25 protein-coding genes and 1 pseudogene are annotated in these 25,421 nt (G+C 71.0%); 10 read left to right on the top strand and 16 right to left on the bottom strand.

Features of this window, described 5'->3' with window-relative positions; translation table 11 throughout:
* Window positions 1–12: 12 nt before the first annotated feature.
* The gene (locus IF11_RS0100770; RefSeq protein WP_030349378.1) at window positions 13–1,452 is read right to left on the bottom strand and encodes a dihydrolipoyl dehydrogenase family protein; all 1,440 of its coding nucleotides are present in this window, start codon (window positions 1,450–1,452) and stop codon (window positions 13–15) included.
* 129 nt (window positions 1,453–1,581) lie between these two features.
* Between IF11_RS0100770 and trxA the strand changes: the two genes are divergently transcribed.
* Window positions 1,582–1,971: a thioredoxin gene (trxA, locus tag IF11_RS0100765; protein ID WP_030349377.1), complete on the top strand. Its 390-nt coding sequence runs from the start codon at window positions 1,582–1,584 to the stop codon at window positions 1,969–1,971.
* 77 nt (window positions 1,972–2,048) lie between these two features.
* Here the strand turns inward: trxA and IF11_RS41795 are convergent.
* From IF11_RS41795 to IF11_RS0100755, 3 genes and pseudogenes are all read right to left on the bottom strand, one after another.
* Window positions 2,049–2,198: pseudogene (locus IF11_RS41795) on the bottom strand (benzaldehyde dehydrogenase); the annotation flags it as partial.
* The gene (locus IF11_RS0100760; protein WP_030349376.1) at window positions 2,199–3,389 is read right to left on the bottom strand and encodes a thiolase family protein; all 1,191 of its coding nucleotides are present in this window, start codon (window positions 3,387–3,389) and stop codon (window positions 2,199–2,201) included.
* Between the two features lie 305 nt (window positions 3,390–3,694).
* The gene (locus IF11_RS0100755; protein WP_030349375.1) at window positions 3,695–3,964 is read right to left on the bottom strand and encodes a hypothetical protein; all 270 of its coding nucleotides are present in this window, start codon (window positions 3,962–3,964) and stop codon (window positions 3,695–3,697) included.
* 301 nt (window positions 3,965–4,265) lie between these two features.
* Here IF11_RS0100755 and IF11_RS0100750 point away from each other — a divergent pair, with 301 nt between their 5' ends.
* Together IF11_RS0100750 and IF11_RS0100745 are read left to right on the top strand one after the other, a co-directional pair.
* Entirely contained in the window at window positions 4,266–4,964 is a 699-nt protein-coding gene (locus IF11_RS0100750) for an alpha/beta fold hydrolase (RefSeq protein ID WP_030349374.1), read from the top strand.
* 69 nt (window positions 4,965–5,033) lie between these two features.
* Window positions 5,034–5,516, top strand: coding sequence for a type II toxin-antitoxin system PemK/MazF family toxin (locus IF11_RS0100745; protein ID WP_030349373.1), 483 nt, complete (start codon window positions 5,034–5,036; stop codon window positions 5,514–5,516).
* On the opposite strand, the gene IF11_RS42860 is transcribed toward IF11_RS0100745, so the two are convergent.
* Window positions 5,491–5,763, bottom strand: coding sequence for a poly(ADP-ribose) glycohydrolase domain-containing protein (locus tag IF11_RS42860; RefSeq protein WP_106979065.1), 273 nt, complete (start codon window positions 5,761–5,763; stop codon window positions 5,491–5,493). The two genes, IF11_RS0100745 and IF11_RS42860, sit on opposite strands and share 26 nt — an antisense overlap.
* Window positions 5,764–5,934: 171 nt before the next feature.
* Here IF11_RS42860 and egtA point away from each other — a divergent pair, with 171 nt between their 5' ends.
* Genes egtA through egtD form a run of 4 tightly spaced genes read left to right on the top strand, consistent with a single transcriptional unit; the run spans window position 5,935 to window position 10,272 of the window.
* Window positions 5,935–7,209 carry an ergothioneine biosynthesis glutamate--cysteine ligase EgtA gene (gene egtA / locus IF11_RS0100740; RefSeq protein WP_030349372.1) on the top strand — a complete coding sequence of 425 codons (1,275 nt, stop codon included), beginning with the start codon at window positions 5,935–5,937 and terminating at the stop codon, window positions 7,207–7,209.
* Window positions 7,210–7,226: 17 nt separating this feature from the next.
* Window positions 7,227–8,555 (top strand): ergothioneine biosynthesis protein EgtB, encoded by a 1,329-nt coding sequence (egtB, locus tag IF11_RS0100735; protein WP_037726730.1) that lies wholly within the window; start codon window positions 7,227–7,229, stop codon window positions 8,553–8,555.
* Window positions 8,555–9,313 (top strand): ergothioneine biosynthesis protein EgtC, encoded by a 759-nt coding sequence (gene egtC, locus IF11_RS0100730; protein WP_030349370.1) that lies wholly within the window; start codon window positions 8,555–8,557, stop codon window positions 9,311–9,313. The genes egtB and egtC overlap by 1 nt, the downstream gene beginning before the upstream one ends.
* Window positions 9,310–10,272 carry an L-histidine N(alpha)-methyltransferase gene (egtD, locus tag IF11_RS0100725; RefSeq protein ID WP_030349369.1) on the top strand — a complete coding sequence of 321 codons (963 nt, stop codon included), beginning with the start codon at window positions 9,310–9,312 and terminating at the stop codon, window positions 10,270–10,272. Before egtC ends, egtD begins: the two co-directional genes overlap by 4 nt.
* On the opposite strand, the gene IF11_RS0100720 is transcribed toward egtD, so the two are convergent.
* The 3 genes from IF11_RS0100720 to IF11_RS0100710 form a co-directional block, all read right to left on the bottom strand.
* Window positions 10,167–11,111 carry a lysophospholipid acyltransferase family protein gene (locus tag IF11_RS0100720; protein WP_037726675.1) on the bottom strand — a complete coding sequence of 315 codons (945 nt, stop codon included), beginning with the start codon at window positions 11,109–11,111 and terminating at the stop codon, window positions 10,167–10,169. The genes egtD and IF11_RS0100720 overlap by 106 nt on opposite strands.
* Window positions 11,108–11,923, bottom strand: a complete 816-nt coding sequence (locus IF11_RS0100715; protein ID WP_030349367.1) for a GNAT family N-acetyltransferase — start codon at window positions 11,921–11,923, stop codon at window positions 11,108–11,110. The genes IF11_RS0100720 and IF11_RS0100715 overlap by 4 nt, the downstream gene beginning before the upstream one ends.
* Before the next feature lie 183 nt (window positions 11,924–12,106).
* Entirely contained in the window at window positions 12,107–13,357 is a 1,251-nt protein-coding gene (locus IF11_RS0100710) for an extracellular solute-binding protein (RefSeq protein ID WP_030349366.1), read from the bottom strand.
* Between the two features lie 255 nt (window positions 13,358–13,612).
* Between IF11_RS0100710 and IF11_RS0100705 the strand changes: the two genes are divergently transcribed.
* On the top strand, window positions 13,613–13,828 hold the full coding sequence (locus IF11_RS0100705) for a dodecin (protein WP_030349365.1): 216 nt from the start codon (window positions 13,613–13,615) through the stop codon (window positions 13,826–13,828).
* A 31-nt stretch (window positions 13,829–13,859) separates the two neighbouring features.
* Here IF11_RS0100705 and IF11_RS0100700 read toward each other — a convergent pair whose 3' ends face one another.
* Window positions 13,860–14,348 (bottom strand): phosphatase domain-containing protein, encoded by a 489-nt coding sequence (locus tag IF11_RS0100700; RefSeq protein WP_030349364.1) that lies wholly within the window; start codon window positions 14,346–14,348, stop codon window positions 13,860–13,862.
* A 417-nt stretch (window positions 14,349–14,765) separates the two neighbouring features.
* Between IF11_RS0100700 and IF11_RS0100695 the strand changes: the two genes are divergently transcribed.
* A complete protein-coding gene (locus IF11_RS0100695; RefSeq protein ID WP_030349363.1) occupies window positions 14,766–15,950 on the top strand; it encodes a Cmx/CmrA family chloramphenicol efflux MFS transporter in 1,185 nt (394 codons plus the stop codon).
* 7 nt (window positions 15,951–15,957) lie between these two features.
* Here the strand turns inward: IF11_RS0100695 and IF11_RS0100690 are convergent, their stop codons facing one another.
* The 3 genes from IF11_RS0100690 to IF11_RS0100680 are packed head-to-tail and all read right to left on the bottom strand — an operon-like array spanning window position 15,958 to window position 19,374.
* On the bottom strand, window positions 15,958–16,707 hold the full coding sequence (locus IF11_RS0100690; RefSeq protein ID WP_030349362.1) for a succinate dehydrogenase/fumarate reductase iron-sulfur subunit: 750 nt from the start codon (window positions 16,705–16,707) through the stop codon (window positions 15,958–15,960).
* Window positions 16,704–18,662: a fumarate reductase/succinate dehydrogenase flavoprotein subunit gene (locus tag IF11_RS0100685; RefSeq protein WP_030349361.1), complete on the bottom strand. Its 1,959-nt coding sequence runs from the start codon at window positions 18,660–18,662 to the stop codon at window positions 16,704–16,706. Before IF11_RS0100685 ends, IF11_RS0100690 begins: the two co-directional genes overlap by 4 nt.
* A 1-nt stretch (window position 18,663) precedes the next feature.
* Window positions 18,664–19,374, bottom strand: a complete 711-nt coding sequence (locus IF11_RS0100680) for a succinate dehydrogenase (RefSeq protein WP_063759099.1) — start codon at window positions 19,372–19,374, stop codon at window positions 18,664–18,666.
* 96 nt (window positions 19,375–19,470) lie between these two features.
* On the opposite strand from IF11_RS0100680, the gene IF11_RS0100675 reads away from it, so the two are divergent.
* Complete coding sequence (locus IF11_RS0100675; RefSeq protein ID WP_030349359.1) at window positions 19,471–20,376, top strand: LysR family transcriptional regulator; 906 nt, start codon at window positions 19,471–19,473, stop codon at window positions 20,374–20,376.
* A gap of 203 nt (window positions 20,377–20,579) precedes the next feature.
* On the opposite strand, the gene IF11_RS0100670 is transcribed toward IF11_RS0100675, so the two are convergent.
* The 4 genes from IF11_RS0100670 to IF11_RS41500 all read right to left on the bottom strand — a co-directional run bounded on the left by IF11_RS0100670 (window position 20,580) and on the right by IF11_RS41500 (window position 25,421).
* The gene (locus IF11_RS0100670; protein ID WP_030349358.1) at window positions 20,580–22,751 is read right to left on the bottom strand and encodes a putative bifunctional diguanylate cyclase/phosphodiesterase; all 2,172 of its coding nucleotides are present in this window, start codon (window positions 22,749–22,751) and stop codon (window positions 20,580–20,582) included.
* Window positions 22,748–23,560 carry an SAM-dependent methyltransferase gene (locus tag IF11_RS0100665; RefSeq protein WP_030349357.1) on the bottom strand — a complete coding sequence of 271 codons (813 nt, stop codon included), beginning with the start codon at window positions 23,558–23,560 and terminating at the stop codon, window positions 22,748–22,750. The genes IF11_RS0100670 and IF11_RS0100665 overlap by 4 nt, the downstream gene beginning before the upstream one ends.
* A gap of 210 nt (window positions 23,561–23,770) precedes the next feature.
* Window positions 23,771–24,724: an SCO0930 family lipoprotein gene (locus IF11_RS0100660; RefSeq protein WP_030349356.1), complete on the bottom strand. Its 954-nt coding sequence runs from the start codon at window positions 24,722–24,724 to the stop codon at window positions 23,771–23,773.
* Window positions 24,725–25,019: 295 nt separating this feature from the next.
* Complete coding sequence (locus tag IF11_RS41500; protein ID WP_063759098.1) at window positions 25,020–25,421, bottom strand: hypothetical protein; 402 nt, start codon at window positions 25,419–25,421, stop codon at window positions 25,020–25,022.

Here is a 25,421-nt window from a genome sequence, read left to right as displayed (position 1 = left end):
GGCACGGGCGGCCTACCCCCGGTAGGTCTCCAGCAGCCGCAGCCATACCTCGCTGATCGTCGGGTAGGAGGGAACCGCGTGCCACAGGCGGTCGATCGGGACCTCGCCGACGATCGCTATCGTGGCGGAGTGGAGCAGCTCGCCGACGGCCGGGCCCGTGAAGGTGACGCCCCGGAGGATCTCGCGGTCCAGGTCGACGATCATGCGGGCCCGGCCGCGGTAGCCGTCGGCGTAGAGGGACGCGCCCGCGACGCCGGCCAGGTCGTAGTCGACCGCCCGGACGCGATAGCCCGCCGCTTCGGCCTCGGCGAGGGTGAGGCCCACGGCGCCGACCTCCGGCTCGGTGAAGACGACCTGAGGGACGGCGGCATGGTCGGCGGTGGCGGCGTGGGTGCCCCAGGGGCCGGCGTCCAGGATCGGTACGCCCTGGGCCCTCGCCACGATGGCGGCTCCCGCGATACGGGCCTGGTACTTGCCCTGATGGGTCAGCAGGGCGCGGTGGTTGACGTCCCCCACCCCGTAGAGCCAGTCGCTGCCCTCGACCCGGCAGCTGTCGTCGACGGTCAGCCAGGAGCCCGGTTCCAGACCGACCGACGCGAGACCGACGTCGTCCGTGCGCGGGGCGCGGCCGGTGGCGAAGAGCACCTCGTCGCACTCGATCCGCTCACCGCCGGCCAGCGTCACGGTCACGGGTCCCGTCCCGCCGTCGCGTTCGACCGCGCTGACCGAGACACCCGTACGGACCGTGGCGCCCGCCTCCGTCAGCGACTCGGCGACCAGTTCACCGGCGAAGGACTCCAGCCTCGGCAGCAGGCGGTCACCGCGGACCAGCAGCGTGACGTCGGAGCCGAGCGCCCGCCAGGCGGTGGCCATCTCCACACCCACCACTCCCCCGCCGACGACCACGAGCCGTCCGGGAACCCGCGCGGAACTGGTCGCCTCGCGGCTGGTCCACGGCTTGGTGCCGGCGAGTCCCGGGAGATCGGGCAGTACGGCCCGGCTGCCCGTGCACACGGCGACGGCGTGGCGGGCGATCAGCACCTGCGTATCGCCCTCCGGGCCCGTGACGGCGACCCTCTTCTTGCCGTCCAGCCGGCCATGACCGCGGTAGATATCGGCGCCGATCCCGTCGAGCCACGCGACCTGGCCATCGTCCTTCCAGTGCGCGGTGAACTCGTCGCGGTGGGCGAGCACGGCCTCGGCGTCCAGCGGCCCCCGTACGGCCTGGCTCACCCCCGGCACACGCCGGGCGTCGGCGCGCGTGATCACCGGACGGAGCAGGGCCTTGCTGGGCATGCAGGCCCAGTACGAGCACTCACCGCCGACCAGTTCACTCTCGACGACCGCCGTGCTCAGCCCGGCCGCCCTGGCCCGGTCGGCGACGTTCTCGCCCACCGGTCCCGCGCCCAGCACCACAACGTCGTACTCCAAGGTTTCCAAGGCTTGCGTCATAGGGGCCAGTCTGGCGCGCGGCCGGTCGCATGGCCAAACGATCTCCGGGCAGGGGCCAGGAATACGGCGATGACCCACACCGTTGTCGCAGGCGCCGTAACCCGGAGAGTCAGGAAGAGGTATCAGGCAATGGCCACTGTGGAACTCACCAAGGAGAACTTCGACCGGACGGTGTCCGAGAACGACTTCATCCTGATCGACTTCTGGGCTTCCTGGTGCGGTCCGTGCCGCCAGTTCGCCCCGGTCTACGAGAAGGCCTCGGAGCGCCACGAGGACTTGGTCTTCGCCAAGGTCGACACGGAGGCTCAGCAGGAGCTGGCCGCCGCGTTCGAGATCCGTTCGATCCCGACGCTGATGATCGTCCGGGACAATGTCGCGGTGTTCGCCCAGCCCGGCGCGCTGCCCGAGACCGCCCTGGAGGACGTGATCGGACAGGCACGCGCGCTGGACATGGATGAGGTACGCAAGTCGATGGCCGAGGCCGAGGCGAAGGCCAAGAACGGCGAAGCCGCGCAGTGACCGGAGCCGCCCGGTGACCGACGGCGCGCAGTGACCAGGAGCGCTCCCGGCTGTACCCCGCCGGGGCGCTCCGTCCTTCAGAACGCGTGCCGCGCCGGTTCGCGCCGTACGGTCGTCCAGCGCAGTTCGGTGAAGGCCTCCAGATTGGCCTCGCCGCCGAACCGCGCGCCCGTGCCCGACGCGGCGACGCCGCCGAAGGGGGCGACCGCCTCGTCATTGACCGTCTCTCAGCGTTCCAGTACGAGCGCGAGTCCCTGGCCCACACCGATACAGAGCGCGGCGAGGCCCGTGCCCGAGCCCGCCGCGGCGAGCTGGTGGGCGACGGATCCGGCCAGCCGTGCGCCGGAGGCACCGAGCGGATGACCGATCGCGATCGCGCCACCGCGCGGGTTGACGACGGCCGGATCGAGTCCGGGCCATTCGGCGAGGCAGCCCAGCGACTGGGCGGCGAAGGCCTCGTTGAGTTCGAACGTGGTGAGATCGGCGAACGTACGGCCGGCCTTGGCCAGGGCCCGCTGGACCGCCTCGACCGGGCCGAGGCCGAAGAGCTGCGGCTCGACGCCGGTGACCGCGGAGGCCCGGATACGGGCGAGCGGTTCGCGGCCCGTCTCGCGCAGCCCGGCCTCGTCGACGAGGAGCAGCGCGGCGGCGCCGTCGTTGAGGGGCGAGGCGTTGCCGGCCGTCACCGTCCCGGTCCCGTCCGTACGGAAGGACGGCTTCAGCTTGCCGAGCGCCTCCATGGACGTGCTGTCGCGGATGCATTCGTCGCGGACCAGGTCCACCCCGTCGTACGGCACGACCTCGTCGTCGTACAGGCCCGCGGCCCAGGCGTCGGCGGCCTTGCGGTGGCTGGCGAGGGCGAACGCGTCCTGCTGTTCCCGGGTGATCGTGTGCTTGTCCGCGATCAGTTCGGCGCCCTCGCCCAGCGGAACCGTCCACTCCGCGGGCATCGCCGGGTTGGTCATGCGCCAGCCCAGGGTGGTCGAATGCAGCTGCTGATGCCCGGCGGGGAAGGCCCGCTCCGGCTTCTGGAGGACCCAGGGCGCGCGGGACATCGACTCGACCCCGCCCGCCACGGCGACGGACGCGTCACCGAGGGCGACCGCGCGGGCGGCCTGGATGACCGCTTCGAGGCCGGAGCCGCAGAGCCGGTTGACGGTCACTCCCGGGACGGACACCGGCAGTCCGGCGAGCAGCACGGCCATCCGCGCCACATCGCGGTTGTCCTCGCCCGCGCCGTTGGCGTCCCCGAACACGACGTCGTCGATCCGGGCCGGGTCGAGCTCCGGCGAGCGGTCCACCAGGGCTTTCAGCACATGGGCGGCGAGATCGTCGGGACGTACGGAGGAGAGGGCACCCCCGAACTTGCCGATCGGGGTGCGGACGGCGTCGACGACATAGACGTCGCGAATGGTCATCGGATCTCCGGCTTCTCTCCCACGGCTTCTCTCCCACAGAGTGACAGCGATGACCGTGCGGGGCGGTTCTTCCCACGTCGCCCCTCATCCATCAGGGTGTTCGCCTGGTGAACGATGGTTCACAATGGCCCCGCCAGAGTCTCTGCCCGCGGGCAACCGCTGTCAACGGTCCGCATCGTTCCTGGAGCCACCCCCATGGCCGAATCCACGGGCCCGCTGGAGCGCGGTCTCGCCGTGCTCCGCGTCCTGTCCGCGCCCGCGCACGGTGACAGGGCGGTACGGCACAGCGATCTCGCGGTTGGGCCTCAGACGGCCGGAGCGTCGACCACGCGGACCGACAGGCCGTAGTCCACTTCGTAGCCGTCGATCAGCAGCGCCTCCACCGTGCGGGTCTCGGGGTCGATGTCGGCCTCCATGCCGCTGCCCGCGTAGTGCGGATAGCCGGAGGCCCCCGTTTCGCCCGTCGCCTCGACGAGTGCCGAGCGCAGGGCGTTCGCCGCGGTGGGCGGCCCTTCGTCGCCCTCGGTGAACTCGGCGACCAGCAGGATCTCGAAGCGCGGCGGAACGGTAGTCATACCTCCGACGCTAGCCATCCCGTCGCGGCGACGCATGTCGCCGCCCCCGCGCCCCGTCCGGTCCGCGGGGTGGCCCGGGGGACGCCGGCCGGCCGCGCGACGTCTGCGCTGGTCGGAACGGGACGGCCGGCGGCCTGCCCGGTTGACTGGGGCATGGCAGCCGGTATCTTTCCAGACCGGTCCGCCAGGGTCCGGTGGACGGCCCAACCAGCCCCGCCGGTACGCCAGTACGCCGATACGCCGTTACGCAGATACGCCCGAGAGCGGAACAGCACGACCGAGATCCCGGAAGGCATGCACTGTGCGACTCCACACCCGTACCTGGGGCGAGGGCGACCGCGTCGCGCTCCTCATCCACGGCATCATGGCCGACCACCGCACCTGGCGCCGCGTGGGCCCCGCCCTCGCGGCTCGCGGCCTGCGCGTGATCGCCGTCGATCTGCGCGGCCACGGCGCCACCGCGCGTGGTGACTACAGCATGGAGCTCTTCGCCGACGACCTCGTGGAGACGCTGCCGGCCGGCGCCGAGGTGGCGATCGGCCACTCCCTCGGCGGGCTCGCGCTCTCCCTCGCCGTGGAGCGGCTGGCGCCGGGGCGCGCCGTCTACTCCGACCCGGCCTGGTGTCTGCCGCGCAGCGAAGGGGAGTTGGACGGTCCGCGGGCGCTCGCCCGCGCCAAGACGCTGTCACGGGAGGACATCACTGCGCTGAACCCCCGGTGGGAGACCGAGGACATCGACGTGGAGCTGGAGACCCTCGCGGTCTGGGACGAGAACACCGCGTTCGGCCTCGCCCCGGCGTTCGGCGCCGATCTGCTGCCGGCCGCGCCCGTCGTCCCCTCGCTCGTTCAGCTCGCCGGTTCGAGCGTCATGATCTCCCCCGCGAACGCGGCGGAGTTGGAGCGGCGCGGGTTCCAGGTCCGTACGGTGGCGGGCGCCGGCCACACCATCCACCGCGACGACTTCGACGGGTTCATGGCGTCCCTGGACGGCTGGATATGACCCGAACTGGCTGGTCCGGGAAGGGACCCGCCCCGCGGAGTGATCCACGGACGATCTAACGTCATCCGGATGACGCCCTTCTCCGGCGCCGGCAGCGGCGACCGCACCAGTGACAGCAGCGACTTCGACTCCCCCGGCCGTGGCGGCCCGGCCGCCACGACCGAGGCCGAGCCCCGGGACGTGGGGCGGGTCCGTACCTCGTACGCCCCGGAGCACGACGGTGATCCCGATCCCGGCGAGATCGTCTGGACCTGGGTGCCCTTCGAGGAGAACGACGGGCGCGGCAAGGACCGCCCGGTGCTGGTGGTCGCCCGTGAGACGGCCGGCACGCTGCTCGCCGTACAGCTCTCCAGCAAGCGCCACAACCAGGACCGTGAGTGGGTGCCGATCGGGACCGGGCCGTGGGACCGCGCGGGCCGTGAGTCGTGGGTGAATGTGGACCGGGTGCTGCGCGTCCACGAGAAGGGCATGCGGCGCGAGGCCTGCGCGCTGGACCGCGGGCGGTTCAACCTGGTCGTCAACCGGCTCAGGGAGCTGTACGGCTGGCAGTGACGCGCGCCGCCGGAGCCCCGGCGGCCCCCGTCCGGAGCAGTGCCCGTCGCCCGGTCCGGCGCGGGTCCCGTCGCCCCTTCGTGGCCGGCGGGACCGCGACCGGCGCCGGCCCGTACATCCGGGTCCCCGCGACCGCCGCGTCCAGGGCCGTACGAATCCCCACGTCACGCCCGGTTTCCGTACGGTAGCCGCCCGTTCGGACGATCTCCTCCGTTTCTTTCGCGATCCCCCGCAGCGGTGCGCTCATGCGGAAATCCCGCGTGGACGACCGCGTTCGGGGCAACCGGATTTCTGACGAAACGATGACCACAGGGGCACTCTTGTGCGAAGCGGCGAGAGTGGCTTTAGGTTGGACGAAGCGCTTCGCCCCCACCCCGGGAGCGGAGTCCGGCACGGTCTTCGACAGGAGGATCCGGCCATGCCATCCGACGGTTTCACCGATGAGGAAACACCACTCGGCGAGGACGACGCCGAGGATCTACTACGCGGTATCTGCTTCAAGACGGGCCCGCCCCGCACCGTAGGTGTGGAACTGGAATGGCTCGTGCACGACCTGCGCTCCCCCGAAAGAGCGGTCCCGGCCCACCGCCTCAGAGAGGCGTACGAGGGGCTGAGGACCCTGCGCCTCGAATCGGCACTCACCTTCGAACCCGGCGGCCAGCTGGAGCTCAGCTCCCCGCCCGCCGCGTCGCTGATGGAGTGCATCACCACCACCGCCGCGGATCTGGACACCGTACGCCCGGCGCTGCGTACGGCGGGACTCGCGCTCGCGGGACTCGGACAGGACCCCTGGCACTCCCCGCACCGCATGCTGCGGGAGCCGCGCTATGACGCGATGGAGACCTACCTCGACCGGATCGGTCCGGCCGGGCGCGCCATGATGCGGACCACGGCCTCCATCCAGGTGTGCCTGGACGCGGGCCACGAGGAGCCGGGGCCGCTCGGTTACGGCCGGCGCTGGCAACTCGCCCATCTGCTGGGCGCGGTGCTGGTCGCGGCCTTCGCGAACTCCCCCATGAGCGAACGCAGACCGACCGGCTGGCGCTCCACCCGGCAGGCGATGTGGGCGCAGCTTGACCCGGCCCGTACCGCCGCGCCCTCGGCGCGGTACGAGCCCCGTGCCGCCTGGGCCGCGCATGCCCTGGACACACCGGTGATGTGCATCCGCGCGGAGAAGGGGCCCTGGCCGGTGCCCGACGGGCTGACCTTCCGGGAGTGGATACGGTCCGGGTTGCCGCGTCCGCCGGTCCGCGCGGATCTCGACTACCACCTCACGACGCTGTTTCCGCCCGTGCGGCCGCGTGGTCATCTGGAGCTGCGGATGATCGACGCCCAGCCGGGCGAGGACGGCTGGATGGTGCCGCTCGCCGTCACCACCGCGCTGTTCGACGATCCCGAGGCGTCGGAGACCGTGTACCGCACCGTCAAACCGCTGGCGGAGACCGCGGGTTCGCTGCCCGCGCCCCGCAATCTCCTCTGGGCCAACGCGGCGCGGCACGCGCTGACCGACCCGGAGCTGCACGCCGCGGCGGTCGCCTGTTTCGCCGTCGCCCAGGAAGCACTCCCGCGCATCGGCGCCACGCGGGCCGTACAGGACGCGGTCGCGGCCTTCAACGACCGCTATGTCGTGCCCGGCCGATGTCCCGCCGATGATCTGCGCGCCTCTGTGAACGGGAAGGACCCCAGGACATGACCGACTCCGCGGAAACCATGGAAGGCGCGGAAAGCGTGGCAGCCGCCGGGATACCGGCCGAACGGCTGCGGCTGCGCGCCGTCGAGGCCCTGACGGCCGCCAGGGACCGTACCGCTCTGCTGACCACCTGCGTCGACGACCATGAGCTGACGGCGCAGCACTCGCCGCTGATGTCCCCGCTGGTCTGGGATCTGGCGCATATCGGCAACCAGGAAGAGCAGTGGCTGCTGCGGACGGTCGCCGGCCGCGACGCCATCCGCCCGGAGATCGACTCCGTGTATGACGCCTTCGAGCATCCCCGGTCCGCACGGCCGACACTGCCGCTGCTGCCGCCCGCCGAGGCGCGCGCCTACGCCTCCGACGTACGCGGCAGGGTGCTGGACATCATCGAGCGCACCCCACTGCACGGCGGTCCGCTGCTGGACGCGGGGTTCGCCTTCGGGATGATCGCCCAGCATGAGCAGCAGCACGACGAGACGATGCTCATCACCCACCAGCTGCGGCGGGGCCCCGCCGCGCTGACCGCGCCCCCGCCGCCCGCCGGGGACACCACCGGACTGCCCGCCGAAGTGCTCGTACCCGCCGGACACTTCACCATGGGCACCTCCACCGAGCCCTGGGCGCTGGACAATGAGCGCCCGGCCCATCAGCGGCTCGTCCCGGCGTTCTTCATCGACACGGTGCCGGTGACCAACGGTGCCTTCCAGCACTTCATCGATGACGGCGGCTATACGGACGAACGCTGGTGGGCGCCGGCCGGCTGGGAGCAGATCCGTACGCACGACATCGGCGCTCCGCTGTTCTGGCGGCGCGAGGGCGGACAGTGGCTGCGCCGCGCCTTCGGTGTGGTGGAGCCGGTCCCGGCGGACGAGCCGGTGCTCCATGTCAGCTGGTACGAGGCCGACGCGTACGCCCGCTGGGCGGGGCGGCGGCTGCCGAGCGAGGAGGAGTGGGAGAAGGCCGCCCGCCACGACCCCGTCTCCGGCCGGTCGCTGCGGTATCCGTGGGGTGACGACGAGGCCACCCCGGAGCGGGCCAATCTCGGCCAGCGCCATCTGCGCCCGGCGCCGGCGGGCAGCTATCCGAAGGGCGTCTCCCCGCTCGGCGTACGGCAGTTGATCGGGGACGTCTGGGAGTGGACGTCGAGCGACTTCCTGCCGTATCCGGGGTTCGCCGCGTTCCCGTACCGCGAGTATTCGGAGGTGTTCTTCGGCAGCGCCCACAAGGTGCTGCGGGGCGGGTCGTTCGCGGTGGACGCGGTGGCCTGCCGCGGCACGTTCCGCAACTGGGATCTGCCGGTCCGCCGCCAGATCTTCTCCGGTTTCCGTACCGCGAGGGATGTCTGATGTGCCGCCATCTCGCCCGGCTGGGGCCGCCGATGGCGCTCGGTGAGGTGCTGGTCGCGCCGCCGCACGCGCTGTTCCGGCAGTCCTGGGCGCCGCGCCGGCAGCGCAACGGCACGGTCAACGCCGATGGTTTCGGGGTGGGCTGGTACGCGGACGGCGATCCGCTGCCCGCCCGCTACCGGCGTGCGCGGCCCATCTGGGGCGACCTCGGATTCGCCGATCTGGCACGGGTGGTCCGTAGCGGCGCCCTGCTCGCCGCGGTACGTGACGCGACCGAGCCGGGCGCCGACGGGGAGGCCGCCGCCGCGCCGTTCGCCGACGGGCCATGGCTGTTCAGCCACAACGGCTCGGTCGGCGGCTGGCCCGGCAGTCTCGCGCCGCTGGCCGCGTCCCTCCCCGCCGAGGAGCTGCTCGCCCTGCCGGCCCGCAACGATTCCGCGCTGGTGTGGGCGCTGCTGCTGCACCGGCTGCGGGCCGGTGACGAGCTCGGCGACGCGCTGGGCGACACCGTCCTCGATGTCGCCGCCGCCGCGCCGGCCTCCCGGCTCAATCTGCTGCTCACCGACGGCGAGCGGATCGCCGCGACCGCGTGGGGGGACACCCTCTGGTATCTCACCGATCCCGGGGGCCACTGGACCGTGGTGGCCTCCGAGCCGTACGACGACGACGCGCGCTGGCGCGAGGTCCCCGACCGCACCCTGCTCGTGGCGACCCGTGACGACGTGCTGTTGTCCCCTCTCAAGGAGCCACCCGAGTGAGCCCGTTCCTGCTGACCCGCACCCTGCCCGAGGACGCCACGGACGCCGCCCTGCGCGCCGATGTGCTCCAGGGGCTGACCCGTACGCCCAAAGTGCTGCCTCCCAAGTGGTTCTACGACTCCCGGGGCAGCGAACTGTTCGAGGAGATCACCCGGCTGCCCGAGTACTATCCGACCCGCGCCGAGCGGGAGATCCTGCTCGCGCGGGCGCCGGAGATCGCGGCGGCGACCGGGGCGCGGACCCTCGTCGAGCTGGGGTCCGGATCGTCCGAGAAGACCCGTCATCTGCTGGACGCGCTCACCGGTCTGCACAGTTATGTGCCGGTGGATGTCAGCGAGAGCGCGCTGACCGGGGCCGCCGAGTCCCTGCTCGCCGAGCACCCCGGGCTCCATGTGCACGCGCTCATCGCCGACTTCACGCAGGGGCTGGCGCTGCCCGGTACCCCGGGCCCCCGGCTGGTCGCGTTCCTCGGCGGCACGATCGGCAATCTGCTGCCGGCGGAGCGCGCGTCGTTCCTGGCGTCGGTCCGGGGGCTGCTCGCGCCCGGTGACGCGCTGCTGCTCGGTACGGACCTGGTCAAGGACGAGTCCGTACTGGTCAGGGCGTACGACGACGCGGCCGGGGTGACGGCCGCCTTCAACAAGAACGTCCTCCTGGTCATCAACCGGGAGCTGGGCGCGGACTTCGATCCGCGTGACTTCGATCATGTGGCGCTCTGGGACGCCGAGCACGAGTGGATCGAGATGCGGCTGCGCGCGCGCCGGAACCTCACGGCGAAGGTCCCGGAGCTGGATCTGGTGGTGCACTTCGCGGCCGGCGAGGAGGTGCGTACGGAAGTGTCGGCGAAGTTCCGTCAGGACCGGGTACGCACCGAACTGGCCGACGCGGGAATGGAGTTGACGCACTGGTGGACGGATGAGGAGGGCCGGTTCGCGCTGTCGCTGGCGACCGCTGTGTGAGTGACACCGTCCGTGACCTCGGTCCGGGCGAGGCCGTCGGTGCCCGTGCGGGCGATGCCCGACCGGGCGTCCCGGGCCAGCTCGCGGCGGTCGGTGTGGCGCCCGGCGGGGATCAGCGGGAGGACCGTGATCTCCGCCGTGAGCCCGCCGGCCGTCACGACCCGCCACAGCGAGGCGGTGATGGTGTCGTCCCCGACGAACGCCGGGGCGCCGGACGGCTCTCCGTCCGGCGCGCGGTAGGTGATACGTACCGGACGGACAGCGGCGTCCGCGTCCAGCGCCGCCTGGAAGACGGCGGTGGTGAACCGTCCCTGTTCACGCCCGCACCAGGTGCAGGCCTCGGGGAAGACGATCACCCGCGAGCCGGCGGCGAGCGCGGTGGAGAGGGTCCGTACGGTCCCGGGCAGTGCCCTCAGCCGCTCCCGCTCCACGAACAGGGTGCCGCCCAGGGCGGCCAGCGCGCCCAGCAGCGGCCAGCGCCGTATCTCGCTCTTGGCGAGCATCCGCCCCGGGAAGACCGCGGCGAGGAGTGGTATGTCCAGCCAGGAGACGTGGTTGGCGACGACCAGCACCCCGGAGCCGCGCCGGAGCGCGGGCTCCCCCACGACGCGGACGCGCAGGCCGAAGAGCCGCAGCACCGTACGCGCCCAGTGCCGGGTGAGCCGGTCCCGTACCGCCCCTCCCAGGAAGGCGAGGAAGGGAGCCACCAGCGCGCCGGCCAGGACGAGAGAGACCCCCGCGACCAGCCGTACGGCCCCGGTCAGCGCCCCGGCCGAGGGGCCCTGGTGGGTGGAGCAGTCGCGCGGGGTGCAGGGCGCGGTGGGCAGCCAGGCGCTCATGCGGCGGGGGCGAGCGAGAGGAAGTGCCGCAGATAGCGCGGGTTGGTACGGCGCATCGACAGCAGTACGTACAGGTCGGCGACGCCGAACTCCGGGTCGTGCGCGGGCGCGCCGCACACCCAGGCCCCGAGCCGCAGATAGCCGCGGAGCAGCGGCGGCAGCTCGGACGGCTTGGCAGCCGCGGCGGACGCGTCCGGGGTCCAGAGGCGGTGCGGGGTGACCCAGTAGTCCTCCGGCGCCATGTGCTTCTCCTTCACGGTGTTCCAGGTGGAGGCGGCGAGCGCGCCACCGTCCGCCAACGGGACCGAGCAGCAGCCTGCCAGCCAGTTGTAGCCGCTGTCAGTCATATAGCGGGCCAGCCCGGCCCAGATCAAGGCGATGACACCGCCGGTGCGGTGCAGGGGGTGGACGCACGAACGGCCGACCTCGACCAGATCGTGCCGGATCGGAGCGAGCCGGGTGAGGTCGAATTCGCTGTCGGAGTAGATCCGTCCGGCGGCCCTGGCCCGCTCGGGCGGCAGCAGCCGGTACGTACCGACGACCTCGCCGGTGCTCTCCTCGCGTACGAGCAGGTGGTCGCAGTACGCGTCGAAGGCGTCGACGTCCAGTCCCGGTTCGGGGCCGTCGAGCAGGGCGCCCATTTCGCCGGCGAAGACCAGGTGCCGCAGCCGCTGTGCGGCCCGGACGTCGTCCTGGTCGCGGGCGAGCGAGACGATATAGCGCGGCTCGGCGGGGCCGGTCCCGGTCCCCGTGGTGGGAACGGGGACGGCGGGGCCGGCGGGGACGAGGGGAGCGGGGGCGATGGCGGACATGCGGACTCCTGTGCCGGTAGGGAAGGCAGGCCGCCGGGGTCCGCCGCTCGCGCGACGGGCCCGGCACCTAGTTTCTTCCGTGGCCGACTGGATTTGACATGACCACACGGCGGAGTGTGGATGTGAGACGGCTGAATGGCCGGGAGTGCGGCGGGCGCACATGACGCCTCCGGGCCGGAGACCTCAGCCGGAGAGCAGCTCAGCGGTGATCAGCTCGGAGGCCGCCTTCGCCGACTCCGCCGGGTCCTCGCCCTCAAGGACGGCGGTCATATACGGCTTGATCGGGTTGTCGGCCTCGACGCTCGCCCACTGCGGGGAGTTCGGGGTGGCCCGTCCCCGCGCGGCGCCCTCGGCCATCGCGGCCGTGCTCGCGTCGCCGCGGATGACCCCGGCGAGAGTCGTCTTGTTCGGTACGTAGCTCATCGTCCGGGCGAGATCCGTCTGCCAGGTCTCGCCCGCCAGCGCCTTGACGACCTCGACGGCGGCGGAGTGATGACTGGAGTTCTTCGGCACGATCAGATCGGAGCCGCCGGTGAAGACGGCCCCCGGCTTGTCGGCGGTCTTGCCCGGAATGGGGAAGAAGCCGAGCTTGCCCTTCAGTTCGGGGTTCTTCTCCTCGATGATCCGCGCCGAGCTGGGCGTGGAGATGATCTGCGCGACATCGCCCTGGGCGAAGACCTCCGCCTGCGGGGGCTTGGCCTCGTCGGAGTTCTTCGGTCCGTTGCCCAGCGACTGGAGGTCCTTGTAGAAGTCCATGCCCCTGAGCGCGGCGGGCGTATGGATCGTCCCCTGCCACTCGCCGCCGGACTCGACGGCCAGTTCGCCGCCCTCGTCCCAGATGAACCCGGCCAGGGTGTACCAGTCCTGTCCGGCGAGATAGACGCCTTGATTCCCACCGCGGTTCAGCTCGGCGGTGTCGTCCAGCCACTGCGCCCTGGTCTTGGGCGGCTCCTCTATTCCGGCGAGCGCGAAGAGGTCCTTGTTGTAGATCACGACGCGATTGGCCGCGTACCAGGGGATGCCGAACTGGGCGCCGTTGATGCTGCCCGGCTGGGCGAGACCGGGCAGCCAGTCCTCGCTGCCCAGATCCCGTACCGACTCCAGGGTGAGATCGCGCAGGTTCCCGCTCTCCGCGTACTGGGCGACCTGGGTGTTGCCGACCTCGATCACATCCGGGGTGTCCTCGCCGTCCAGCGCGGTCAGCACCTTCTCGCCGATGCCGGTCCACTCCTGGATCTTGATGTCCAGCTGGACGGACGGATGCCCCTTCTCGTAGTCGCTCACGAACCGCTTGAGGAAGTCGTCCGAGACGCTGTCCTTCATCAGCCAGACGGTGACCGTCACAGAGTCGTCCCCACCGGGCAGCACTCCGCAGCCGCCGAGAGCGACGGAGGACACAAGAGCCACGGAACAGACGAGAGGGCGGTTCTTCACGTAGGTCAACCTTCTGGCGTGAGGGCACGGTGCAGGAAGAGAGAGCCCGACGTGGGGGAGCGAACCGGGTTCGCACGGGTGTGTGAAATCTTGGTATGGACCAAACGACCGGTCAAGTCCCGGAAGCGAACGAAAAGCAGACGGAAGGGGCGTCGGAGGGCCATCCGGCGCCGGATGTCTCGCGGACCGCCGCGTGGTGAGGCACGGTGGAATGACACCGCGACACCCGTGACGCGTGAAGAGGAGAGCGACCCCATGTCCCACCACACCTACCGGGTCACCGAGATCGTCGGCAGCTCCCACGAGGGCATCGACGACGCCATCCGCAATGGCATCGCCCGTGCCGCCCAGACGCTGCGGGGTCTGGACTGGTTCGAGATGACGGAGGTACGGGGCCATATCGTCGACGGCGACATCGAGCACTACCAGGTGGGACTGAAGGTCGGCTTCCGCCTCGACGACGCCCGCTGAGCGGCCACGCGCGGCCAGGCGCGCGCTGCCGTCAGGTGCGGCCCTCGCGCTCCTGCGCGTCCTTCAGCGCCTGTGATGTGCTCGCCCAGCGGGCCCGTACGACCTTGAACCCCGCCCGTTCGGCCGCGTCGCAGACCAGTTCGTCGTCGTCCACCAGCATCCGCACCTCCCGGCCGCCGGCCAGCCTGCGCAGGATCTCCAGCTTGGTCGTACGCGCGGGCCGCCGGTCGTCGTTCCGGCGCATCCAGATCCGTCCCTCGGGCAGACCGTTCTCGCGCAGCCAGGCCAGGGTGTCCGCGCGGCAGCGCTCCGGACGGCCGGTCAGATACATGACCTCGCATTCCTCGGCGGACTCCGCCACCAGCCGTACGCCGTCGGCCAGTGGTGTGTCCTGCCCGGCCGCGCCGAAGAAGCCGGTCCAGTCGCGGGGCCGCCGCTCCAGGAAGTGCTGACGGTGGCCGGTCTCGGCCAGCGTGCCGTCCAGGTCGAATATGGCCAGCGGCCTGCTGTTCCCCGTCATCCCGCTCCCCGTCGTCCGTGTCACGTCCGCCAGCCTAGACGTCGGCACCAGCAGTCCGGCCGCCGGTGAACGCGTTCGACATCGCGTGCCCGGCCCCGCTAATCTGCGCGCATGTCCAGTCCCGAGGCGTCAAGACTCTAGCCACCGGTCGTCCGGTGGCCTGCTCGCGTTGTCGCACTGAGAAGCTCCCCGGCCCCGTGAGGCCGCCGGAGCTGTCGATCGCGACCCGCCGCCATCGGATCGCCGTAGTACGGACTGTGTTCGGCCTCGACCGGGCGTCACTTCGCTGACGCCGGGGGGCTCTTCGCGCGGTGGTCGGTACTTCCACGGCCCACCGCTGCCCTGTCGGCATCTGTGCCGACCGCCTTGTCGATCCATTCGGTCACACGATCCACGGTGTGGTTGCGGAGTTTTGTCATGCCATTCGCTCTCTACCTCCTCGGACTGGCGGTCTTCGCCATGGGGACGTCCGAGTTCATGCTGTCCGGCCTCGGGCCGGACATCGCCCACGATCTGGGGGTGTCCATCCCGGCGGCGGGGTCACTGACCTCCGCGTTCGCCGTGGGGATGGTCATCGGCGCGCCGCTGATGGCGATGCTCAGTCTGCGCTGGTCGCGACGGCACGCGCTGCTGGTCTTCCTGCTCGCGTTCCTGGCCGTCCATGTCGTCGGCGCTCTCACCACCAGTTACGGGGTACTGCTGGTCACCCGGGTCATCGGGGCCCTGGCCAACGCCGGGTTCCTCGCGGTGGCGCTGGTGACCGCCACCGGCATGGTCGAGCCGAACGCCAAGGGGCGCGCCACCTCCGCGCTGCTCGGTGGTGTCACCCTCGCCTGCGTCGCGGGCGTTCCCGGCGGCGCGCTGCTCGGTCAACTGTGGGGCTGGCGCGCTGCGTTCTGGGCGGTGGCGCTCGTATCGGTGCCGGCCGTCGTCGCGATCCTGCGGGCGGTGCCGAGCGGCGGCGCCGGCCCCGCGGGAACGAGCGTACGCCGGGAGTCGCGCGCGCTGCGCGAGCCCCGGTTGCTGGTGACCCTGCTGCTGGGCGCGCTGGTGAACGGCGCGACGTTCTGTACGTTCACCTATCTCGCGCCGCTCCTCACCGAGGTGGCCGGGCTCGGATCCGCGTGGGTGCCCGCCCTGTTGGCGCTCTTCGGTCTGGGTTCGTTCGCCGGGGTCACCATCAGCGGCCGGCTCGCCGACGTACGGCCCGTCCCGCTGCTGGTGACCGGCGGCGTGGCACTGCTCGTCGGCTGGGCCGTCTTCGCGCTGACGGCCGGGAACCCGGTGGCGGCGGGCGCGCTCGTCTTCGTCCAGGGGACCCTCTCGTTCGCCGTCGGCTCCACGCTGATCTCGCAGGTGCTCTACGCGGCGACCGGGGCGCCGACCCTGGCCGGCGGGCTCGCCACGGCCGCGTTCAACGTGGGCGGCGCGATCGGGCCTTGGGCCGGTGGCCTCGCGATCGGCGCCGGACTCGGCTTCCGCGCACCGCTGTGGGTCAGCGCCCTGCTGGTGGCCCTCGCCCTCGCCGCCGCCGGCGTCGCCCGGGCAGTGCGGCGCGGGACGGCGAACGACCACGAGGGGGTGCCCACAGCGACGCGGTAGCGGAACCTCAGGAGCGTGAGACCTTACGGGTCGCCCGCAGCCACTCCTTGTTCATCGCGGCGATGGACGGCAGCGGGATGCCCTTCGGGCAGGCGGTGGCGCATTCTCCGGCGAGGGTGCAGCCGCCGAAGCCTTCCTCGTCCATGGTCGCGACCATGTCGAGGACCCGGGTCTCACGCTCCGGCGCGCCCTGCGGCAGCACATTGAGGTGGTTGATCTTGGCCGAGGTGAAGAGCATCGCCGAGCCGTTGGGGCAGGCCGCGACGCAGGCGCCGCAGCCGATGCACTCGGCGTGCTCGAAGGCGAAGTCGGCGTCGGGCTTGGGGACCGGGGTGGCGTGTGCCTCGGGCGCGGCGCCGGTGGGGGCGGTGATGTAGCCGCCCGCCCCGATGATCCGGTCGAAGGCGGAGCGGTCCACCACCAGGTCCTTGACCACGGGGAAGGCCCCGGCCCGCCAGGGCTCGACATCGATGGTGTCGCCGTCGTTGAAGTGCCGCATATGGAGCTGGCAGGTGGTGGTGCGCTCGGGGCCGTGGGCGTCGCCGTTGATGACCACCCCGCACGCGCCGCAGATGCCCTCGCGGCAGTCGTGGTCGAAGGCGACCGGCTCGTCGCCCTTGAGGATCAGCTCCTCGTTGAGGGTGTCGAGCATCTCCAGGAACGACATGTCCTCGGAGATGCCGTCGATGCCATAGGTGACCATGGCGCCGGGGGCGTCGGCGTCCGGCTGTCGCCAGACGCGCAGGGTGAGCCTCATGCGTAGCTCCGCTGGGTGGGGTGGACATACTCGAAGACGAGGTCTTCCTTGTGCAGGACGGGCGCCATGCCGGTGCCGGTGAACTCCCAGGCCGCGGCGTACGAGAACTCCTCGTCGCGGCGGGCGGCCTCACCGCCCTCGGTCTGCGACTCCTCGCGGAAGTGGCCCCCGCAGGACTCGGCGCGGTGCAGGGCGTCGAGGCACATCAGCTCGGCCAGTTCCAGATAGTCGACGATGCGATTGGCCTTCTCCAGCGACTGGTTGAGCTGCTCGCCGGTGCCCGGCACCTTGATCCGGCGCCAGAACTCCTCACGGATCTGCGGGATCCGGTCGAGCACCTTGCGCAGGCCCTCGTCGGTGCGGGCCATTCCGCAGTGTTCCCAGAGGAGTTCGCCGATCTCCTTGTGGAACGAGTCGGGCGTACGGTCGCCGTCGACGGCGAGCAGCAGCCGCAGCCGGTCCTCGGTGTCGGCGACCGCCTCGGCCACCTCGGGGTGGGAGTCGTCGATCTCGTCATGGTGCGGATTGCGGGCGAGATAGTCGTTGATGGTGGACGGCAGGACGAAGTAGCCGTCGGCCAGCCCCTGCATGAGCGCGGACGCGCCGAGCCGGTTGGCTCCGTGGTCGGAGAAGTTGGCCTCGCCGATCGCGAACAGCCCCGGCACGGTGGTCTGGAGGTCGTAGTCGACCCAGAGCCCGCCCATCGTGTAGTGGATCGCCGGATAGATCCGCATGGGCACCTCGTACGGGTTCTCGGCGGTGATCCGCTCGTACATCTCGAAGAGGTTGCCGTACTTCTCCTCGACCGCCTTGCGGCCCAGCCGGGCGATGGCGTCGGCGAAGTCGAGATAGACGCCCTGTCCACCCGGTCCGACCCCGCGGCCCTGGTCGCAGACGTTCTTCGCGGCCCGTGAGGCGATGTCACGCGGAACGAGATTGCCGAAGGACGGGTAGATCCGCTCCAGGTAGTAGTCGCGCTCGTCCTCGGGGATCTCGGCCGGCGGACGCCGGTCGCCGCGCGCCTTCGGCACCCAGATACGGCCGTCGTTGCGCAGCGACTCGCTCATCAGCGTCAGCTTGGACTGATGGTCGCCGGAGCGCGGGATGCAGGTGGGGTGGATCTGGGTGAAGCACGGGTTGGCGAAGTGGGCGCCGCGCCGGTGCGCCCGCCAGATGGCGGTGGCGTTGCTGTTCTTGGCGTTGGTGGAGAGATAGAAGACATTGCCGTAGCCACCGGAGGCGAGGACGACCGCGTCCGCGAAGTAGGTGGAGACCGCGCCGGTGATCAGATCACGGGCGACGATGCCCCGGGCCCGTCCGTCGACGACGAGCAGATCGAGCATCTCGGTGCGCGGGTGCATCTCGACCGCACCGGCCGCGATCTGCCGGGACAGCGCCTGATAGGCGCCGAGCAGCAGTTGCTGACCCGTCTGGCCGCGGGCGTAGAAGGTACGGGAGACCTGGACGCCGCCGAAGGAGCGGGTGTCGAGGAGCCCGCCGTACTCCCGGGCGAAGGGCACGCCTTGCGCGACACACTGGTCGATGATCTCGACCGAGACCTCGGCGAGCCGGTGGACATTGGACTCACGGGCCCGGAAGTCGCCGCCCTTGACGGTGTCGTAGAAGAGCCGCTGGATGGAGTCGCCGTCGTTGCGGTAGTTCTTGGCGGCGTTGATGCCGCCCTGCGCGGCGATGGAGTGGGCGCGGCGCGGCGAGTCCTGGTAGCAGAACTGCACGACGTGGTAGCCCTGTTCGGCGAGCGTGGCGCCGGCCGCGCCGCCCGCGAGGCCCGTACCGACGACGATCACGGTGTGCTTGCGCCGGTTGGCGGGGTTGACCAGCTTGGCCTCGAAGCGGCGCCGGTTCCAGCGCTCGGCGACGGGCCCGTCCGGCGCCTTGGTGTCGGCGATCGGCTCACCGACGGTGTATTCGGCGTAGTTGGTGGGTTCGTTCATGTCAGCTCACCACTCCGGTCATGACGGCGACGGGTACGGCGATGAATCCCGCGGTCAGCGCCAGCGCCAGCAGATTGGCCGTGCCCTTGAGGACGCGCTCGCGGGTGGCGTTGCCCGCTCCGAGGGTCTGTGCGGCGCTCCAGAAGCCGTGCTGGACATGCAGTCCGAGGGCGAGCATCGCGACGAGGTAGATGACGTTCCCGTACCAGGTGGAGAAGGTGTCCACGACGTTCTGGTACGGGTGGCCGGCCTGGAAGCCGCCGGAGTGCACCGTGCCGGTGGTCAGATCGAGGACGTGCCAGACGATGAACAGGGCGAGGATGATCCCGCCCCAGCGCATGGTGCGGGTGGCGTAGCCGGCGCGGGCCCGCTTGTGTACGTACTTGCTCGGGCGGGCGGCGAGGTCACGGCGGCTGAGCTGGTAGGCGCAGACCGCGTGCAGGACGACGGCCACGACGAGGACCACACGGACGATCCAGAGCGCCCACTCGTAGTGCAGAAACGGTTCGCCCATGGTCCGCAGCCAGTGCGCGTATCCGTTGAACTCCGGCGGCCCGAAGAAGATCTTGAGATTGCCGAGCATATGCACGACCAGATAGCCGAGCATGATCAGGCCACTCACGGCCATGATCGTCTTTTTTCCGATCGTCGATCCCCAGAGGGTGCGGGTCATGGACGGCCGTTGGTCCGTCCCCCGCGTTGCCAGCGCCATGGACAGCACGCTAGGCCGCGCGATACCGAGAGGTCCAAGACATGGTCCGGCTGATCTCCATAGCCTCTGCCTATCGCACGATCTACCCTGGCTCTTATGCAGTTCCAGCAGCTTCTCTACTTCGTGGCCGTCGCCGAGACCCGGCACTTCACCCGCGCCGCCGAACGGGTCCATGTCTCGCAGCCCTCCCTCTCCCAGCAGATCAGGGCGCTGGAGAAGGAGCTGGGGGCCGAGCTGTTCAGCCGCGCCCGCGGCAATGTCGCCCTGACCGACGCGGGCGAGGCGCTCCTGCCGCTCGCCCGGCGCATCCTCGCCGACACCGAGACCGCGCGCGTCGAGGTCCAGGAGCTGGTCCAGCTACGGCGCGGCCGGGTCAGGCTGGGGGCGCCGCCGAGCCTCTGCACCGGATTGCTGCCCGACGTCCTGCGGGCCTTCCATGATCTGCACCCCGGTATCGAGCTGCTGATCGAGGAGAGCGGCTCGCACGATCTCGTACGGGAGCTGGCGCGCGGGGCGCTGGATCTCGCCCTGGTGGTGATGCCCCTGCCGGCCGCGTCGCCCGCGCTGACCACCGTCGAGCTGCTGCACGAGGATCTGGTCGTGGTCTCGTCGGCCGCCGCTCCGGCCCCGCGGCGGCCGGTCAGGATCGCCGATCTGGAGGGCGAGCCGCTGGTGATGTTCCGGCACGGCTACGATCTGCGCGAGCTGACGGTGGCCGCCTGCCGGGCCGAGGGGTTCGAGCCGTCGTTCACGGTGGAGGGCGGCGAGATGGACGCCGTCCTCGGTTTCGTACGGGCCGGTCTGGGCGTGGCGGTCGTACCGAGCATGGTGGCGGCGCGGGCGCGCGACCTGAGGGTCACCGCCCTGGCCAGGCCGGGGCTGCGCCGTACGATCGCGATCGCCCACCGCAGCGATGTCGCCCCGCCACGCGCCGCCCGCGAACTGCAGCGAGTGCTGTTCTCCGCCGGGACCGCGGGCGGGGCGACCGGCCCGGCAGCCTAGGCCCTGTCCGGCCGATCTTCGCGGGCCCGCGGCGTCTGGCACGCACACTCGCCGCGTTGTCGGAGTCGCCCGAGTACGGCCGGGCCATCCACCACGCCGATCCTCCGCCTCGCGATCGCACGCACCGCAGCGACATCCTGCCGCTGCCGCGGCGGGCACCGGGCCCGCCCTTCGGGCGGACGGCGCTACTTTGAAGACAGGCCCTAGACCGCGTCCGCGAGCGACAGCATGTGCAGTTGCTCGGGCGGACCCGGCCTGGCGTAGTACCAGCCCTGCGCGGTGTCGCAGCCGAGCCGGCGCAGATGCTCCGCCTGCGCCCCGGTCTCCACGCCCTCCACCGTCACGGCCAGCTCCAGGCTGTGCGCGAGCGCCACGATCCCCTCGACGATCTTCAGATCGACCGGATCCGCCGGATGCTGCTGCATGCCCTGGGTGAAGGAACGGTCCAGTTTGAGGACGCTCACCGGCAGCCTGCGCAGATTCGCCAGGTTCGAGTAGCCGGTGCCGAAGTCGTCGAGCGCGATGTCCACGCCCATCTCTGCGAGCTGGCGCAGCGGCTTGAGCAGATCCTCGTCCGCGCCGATCAGCGCGGACTCGGTGACCTCCAGACACAGCGCGCCCGGCGGGAGACCGATCCGCTCCAGCACCTCCACGGTGTCGGCGACGAGCCCGGGGTGGTGCAGCTGGGTCGGCGAGAGGTTCACATTGATCCGCAGCGGGCCGCCGAGCGCGCCCTCGGGCAGCTGGCGCTGCCAGAACATGGCCTGCCGTACGGCCTGTTCCAGCACCCAGCGGCCGAGCGGCACGATCAGTCCGGTGTGCTCGGCGAGCGGGATGAACCGGTCGGGTCCCAGCACGCCGTGCTGCGGATGGGACCAGCGCACCAGCGCCTCGGCGCCGTGCACCGTGCCGTCGCCCAGATGCACCAGCGGCTGGTACTCGATGAAGAACTCACCGCGCTCCAGGGCCGCGGGCAGCGCCGTCGTCAGTCCGTGCCGGGTGATGGCGCGGGCGTCGGCCTCCGGGTCGGCCACCTCATAGCGATTGCCGCCCGCGGCCTTGGCCCGGTACATGGTGATGTCCGCGCTGCGCAGCACCTCCGCGGGGCTCCGCCCGGCGGAGGGCCCCTCCACGATGCCGATGCTGCCCCGGACCGTGAGCTCCCGTCCTTCGAGCCGGATCGGGGTGGCCAGTACGTGGAGGATCCGGGAGGCGAGATCGGCCACGCCCTGCTGGGTGTCGGGCCCGGTGGTCAGCGCCACGAACTCGTCGCCGCCCAGCCTGGCCACCATCTCGCCCGGCGCGGTGGCGCAGCTCTGGAGCCGGTCCGCGACCTCGACCAGCAGCCGGTCGCCCGACGAGTGGCCGAGGCTGTCATTGATCGCCTTGAAGCCGTCGAGGTCGAGATAGCAGAGCCCGAAGCGCGCGCCGCCGCCCGCGGAGAGCGTCTTCTCCAGACGCTCGAAGAACAGCGTCCGGTTGGGCAGCCCGGTCAGCGCGTCATGCGTGGCCTCGTACCGCAGCCGCAGATTGAGCAGCCGCCGCTCGGTGGTGTCCTCCATCAGAGCCAGCTGATACTGCGGAGTGCCCTCGGCGTCCCGCAGCAGCGAGAGGGTCAGATTGGTCCAGAGCACCGTGCCGTCGTTGCGGTAGAACGGCTTCTCGACCCGGAAGTGCTCGCGCTCGCCGCGTACCAACTCGTCGTAGAGGCGCCAGACATGGGCCGCGTCCTCGGGGTGGACCCACTCGCTTACATTGCGGCTGCGGACATGGTGTTCGAGTCCGCCGAACATCTGGGTGAGGGTGTCGTTGACCTCCAGCACATTGCCTTCGAGATCGGCGATGCCGATACCGATGGCCGCGCCCTCGAACACCGCGTGGAAGCGGGCCTGCGTGGCGTGCAGCGCGTCCTCGGCGTCATTGCGCGCGGCGAGCGCCGAGCGTGCGATGGCCTCCTGCTCGCTCAGGGTGCGCTCGCGCAGCGCCTGGGCGAAGCCGACGGCGAGGGAGTGCTGGAGACGGGCGCAGCGGGCGCGGTTGTCCTCCGCGGTCAGCTCCTCCATACCGCAGTACAGCACCAGATAGGAGTCGACGACACCGAGCGTACGGCCGAGGGCCTCGGGGTCGGTGCAGTGCGCCGCCACGAGGGCGGTGCCGACGCGCGTGGCGGGCGCGGTGTCGAAGGGGTGCGCGTGCAGCGCCTCCTGCAACTCCCGGGCCAGCGGCAGCAGATGCGTTTCGAATTCGGGGCGCGTCAGGGACGTGGCCGTCGCCGGGAAGATCGCCCGGCTCCAGATCGTCGCGAAGCGCCTGAGTCTGTCTTCCAGCCCGTCCGGTTCACTCTCGGCGGCTGTCGGCTGCGAGGGCACCATCACGCCTTGCGTCCCACTCCGCCGAAGCCGGAGAAGGCGTACGGGTCCTCCTGGTCGGCGGGGCTGTCGGGCCGCCAGTGCGGCATGGAGACCAGACCGGGCGCGACCATCTCGAAGCCGTCGAAGAACCGGGCGGTCTGCTCGCGCGTCCGCATGACCAGCGGGTTGCGGATGTCCTTGTAGACGGCGACCGCGGCCCCCGTCCGCTCCTGCGGGAGCGGCACGCCGTCGTACGAGGCGTGCGTGAGGACGAGCAGGCTGCCGGGCGCGAGCGCGTCGCGCAGCTCGGCCACCGCGCCGTACGGGTCGTCCTCGTCCTCCAGGAAGTGCAGGACGAAGACGAGGAGCAGCGCCACGGGCCGCTCCAGGTCCAGCAGTTGTCCTGCCTCGGGGCTGTTGAGGATCTGTCCGGGCTTGCGGAGATCGGCGTTCACGATGGCAGCGTTGTCGTTGCCGTCGAGAACGGCCTGGCTGTGGGCGACGGCGACCGGGTCGTGATCGACATAGAGCACCCGGGCTTCGGGGTCACCGGCCTGGGCGACCTCATGGACATTTCCGTAGGTCGGAATGCCGGATCCGATGTCGAGGAACTGAGTGATGCCCTCATCGAGCGCGAATTTCACCGCGCGGCGCATGAACGCGCGGTTCGTCTTCATGATCGTGGGAAGCCCCGGCATGAACCCCATTGCCTTGCGGGCCGCTTCCCTGTCCACCTCGAAATTGTGCGAACCGCCCAGATAGTAGTCGTAAATGCGGGAAACGCTCGGCATCGATATGTCGATGCCCTGCGGGGCCCAGGCGGGACGCTCCATCGATGTCTCCAACAAGTCGCCACGGGATGCGGCCAAGGTACACGGCCGGTTGTTCGAGCCGAGGCTACTGATCGCCCGCCAAGAGAGCGAGCCCAAACGGAAATTAGCGATCCGTTCTTGGTCACACGCCGCTGGCACGTGCGACCGGTCCGCCGCCGCACCGAGCGGTGCGACGACGGACCGATGGGCCGGAGACGCGCGGCGTGGGGACTACTTGGGCGCTCCGACCAGCTTGGAATCCGGGGAAACCGCGAACCAGGTGCCGCCAACGCCCTGACCATTGGTATCTCCCGGCTTTGTGTCGCCGGCGAAGGTGTAGATCGGCCAGCAGTCGATGCTCTGCTGCTTGATTCCGTCGGGCCGGTCGAAGGTGACGAAGCCCTTCTTGATGATCCCCTCGGTGTCATTCTTCTCGACGGGAGCGACAACCGGCCACTTCTCCAGACAGGCCCCGGTGCAGGCCGACTTCATCGGCCAGGCGGAGTCCTTCGTGAAGCGATAGACCGTCATTCCCTTCGAATCCACCACAATGTCACCGAGTTTGGGGTCCTTGCGGACCGACAGCCCGGGAAGATCGGCGGGGGTGACGTCCGCGCCGGAGCCGGAGCCGGCCACTGCCGCCTTCTTGCCGTCGGGGGCCGAGGCGAACCATGTACCGCCCACACCCTGGCCGTTGGCGTCGCCCGGGCTGGTGTCCTTGGCGTACCGGTACATCGGCCAGCCGTCGACGGTGAGCTGCTTGGTGCCGTCGGCGCGGGTGATCTCGCCGAGCAGCGTGGCGTCGGTGCCGGCCGCGGCCTTGGCGTCACCCGCGGCCACCACCGGCCAGGCCTTCACGCAGTCGCCCTCGCAGTTCGACTTGGGCGGGCTCGCCGTGTCCTTATCGAAGCGGTAGAGCGTGAACCCCTCACTGTCGGTGAGTACCTTGCCGAGCTTCTTGCTGTCCCACACGGCGAGTTGGCCGGCCGGCTTGGCCGCCGCCGCGCCCGCCGCGCCTGTATCGGATCCGTAGCCGCTGTCCGCGCCGTATCCGGCGTCGGCCGGCTTGGCGGCGCCGACGGACTGGCCGTTGGTGTTCGTCCCTTGGTCCTGACCGCACGCCGTCGTCAGGGCCAGTACGGCCACCGCGGTCACCGCGAGCGAGGCGTTCCGCCAGGTGTTCATGTCAACTCCCGTTATCTGTAGGCCAGTTGAGGCGCCTGGTTGCGCTGCTCATGGTCCTAAGTACGGACCGGGGGCGGCCTCGCGTTCAACGCGGACGGAAAAAACTTCCGCGGCGCAAGCCCATGGCCGCCACATCCCCCTATTCGGGGGAATCCGAGCGACTTCCCGCGTGCCGCGGCCTGATGGGGAACAAACTCCTGACCGTGTATGGATCACTCGTCGGACGGCTGCTCGCGGCCGCCGCACTCATATCCCTGTCGGCAGTCCCGCTGCCCGCTGTAGCCGGCAGCTGTGCCTACGCGTCCCTCGGACCGGGTGGTCCCGGTGGCCCGGGAGGGGCGGTCGCCGTCGCCGGGAGCGGCGACTGCTGGCCGACTCCCACTCCGACCCCTCCCCCGTCGCCCGAGCCACCACCGAAGCCGTCGAAACCACCCAAGCCGTCGAAGCCGCCGAAACCACCGAAGCCCACCCCTCCGCCGCCGCCGACACCCCCGGCACCGCCGCCGCCTCCTTCGCCCCCGCCGTCACCACCCGCGCCGGCTCCCAGCGTCGTACCGACGCCGCCCGCGCCGGTCGTCCGGGCGCCCCTCCGGCAGCCCCGGCCCACACCGCCGCCGCCCGCGCCGAAGCCACCGCCGAAGCCACCGGCCCCTTCGCCGCCGCCCCGGCCGTCGCCCACCCCGTCGGCGACTCCCAC

The sequence above is a fragment of the Streptomyces scopuliridis RB72 genome, from assembly GCF_000718095.1.
In the GTDB taxonomy this organism is placed as follows: domain Bacteria; phylum Actinomycetota; class Actinomycetes; order Streptomycetales; family Streptomycetaceae; genus Streptomyces; species Streptomyces scopuliridis.
The sequence above is the reverse complement of the archived record's forward strand: the minus strand, read 5'-3'. Positions and strand labels throughout refer to the sequence as shown.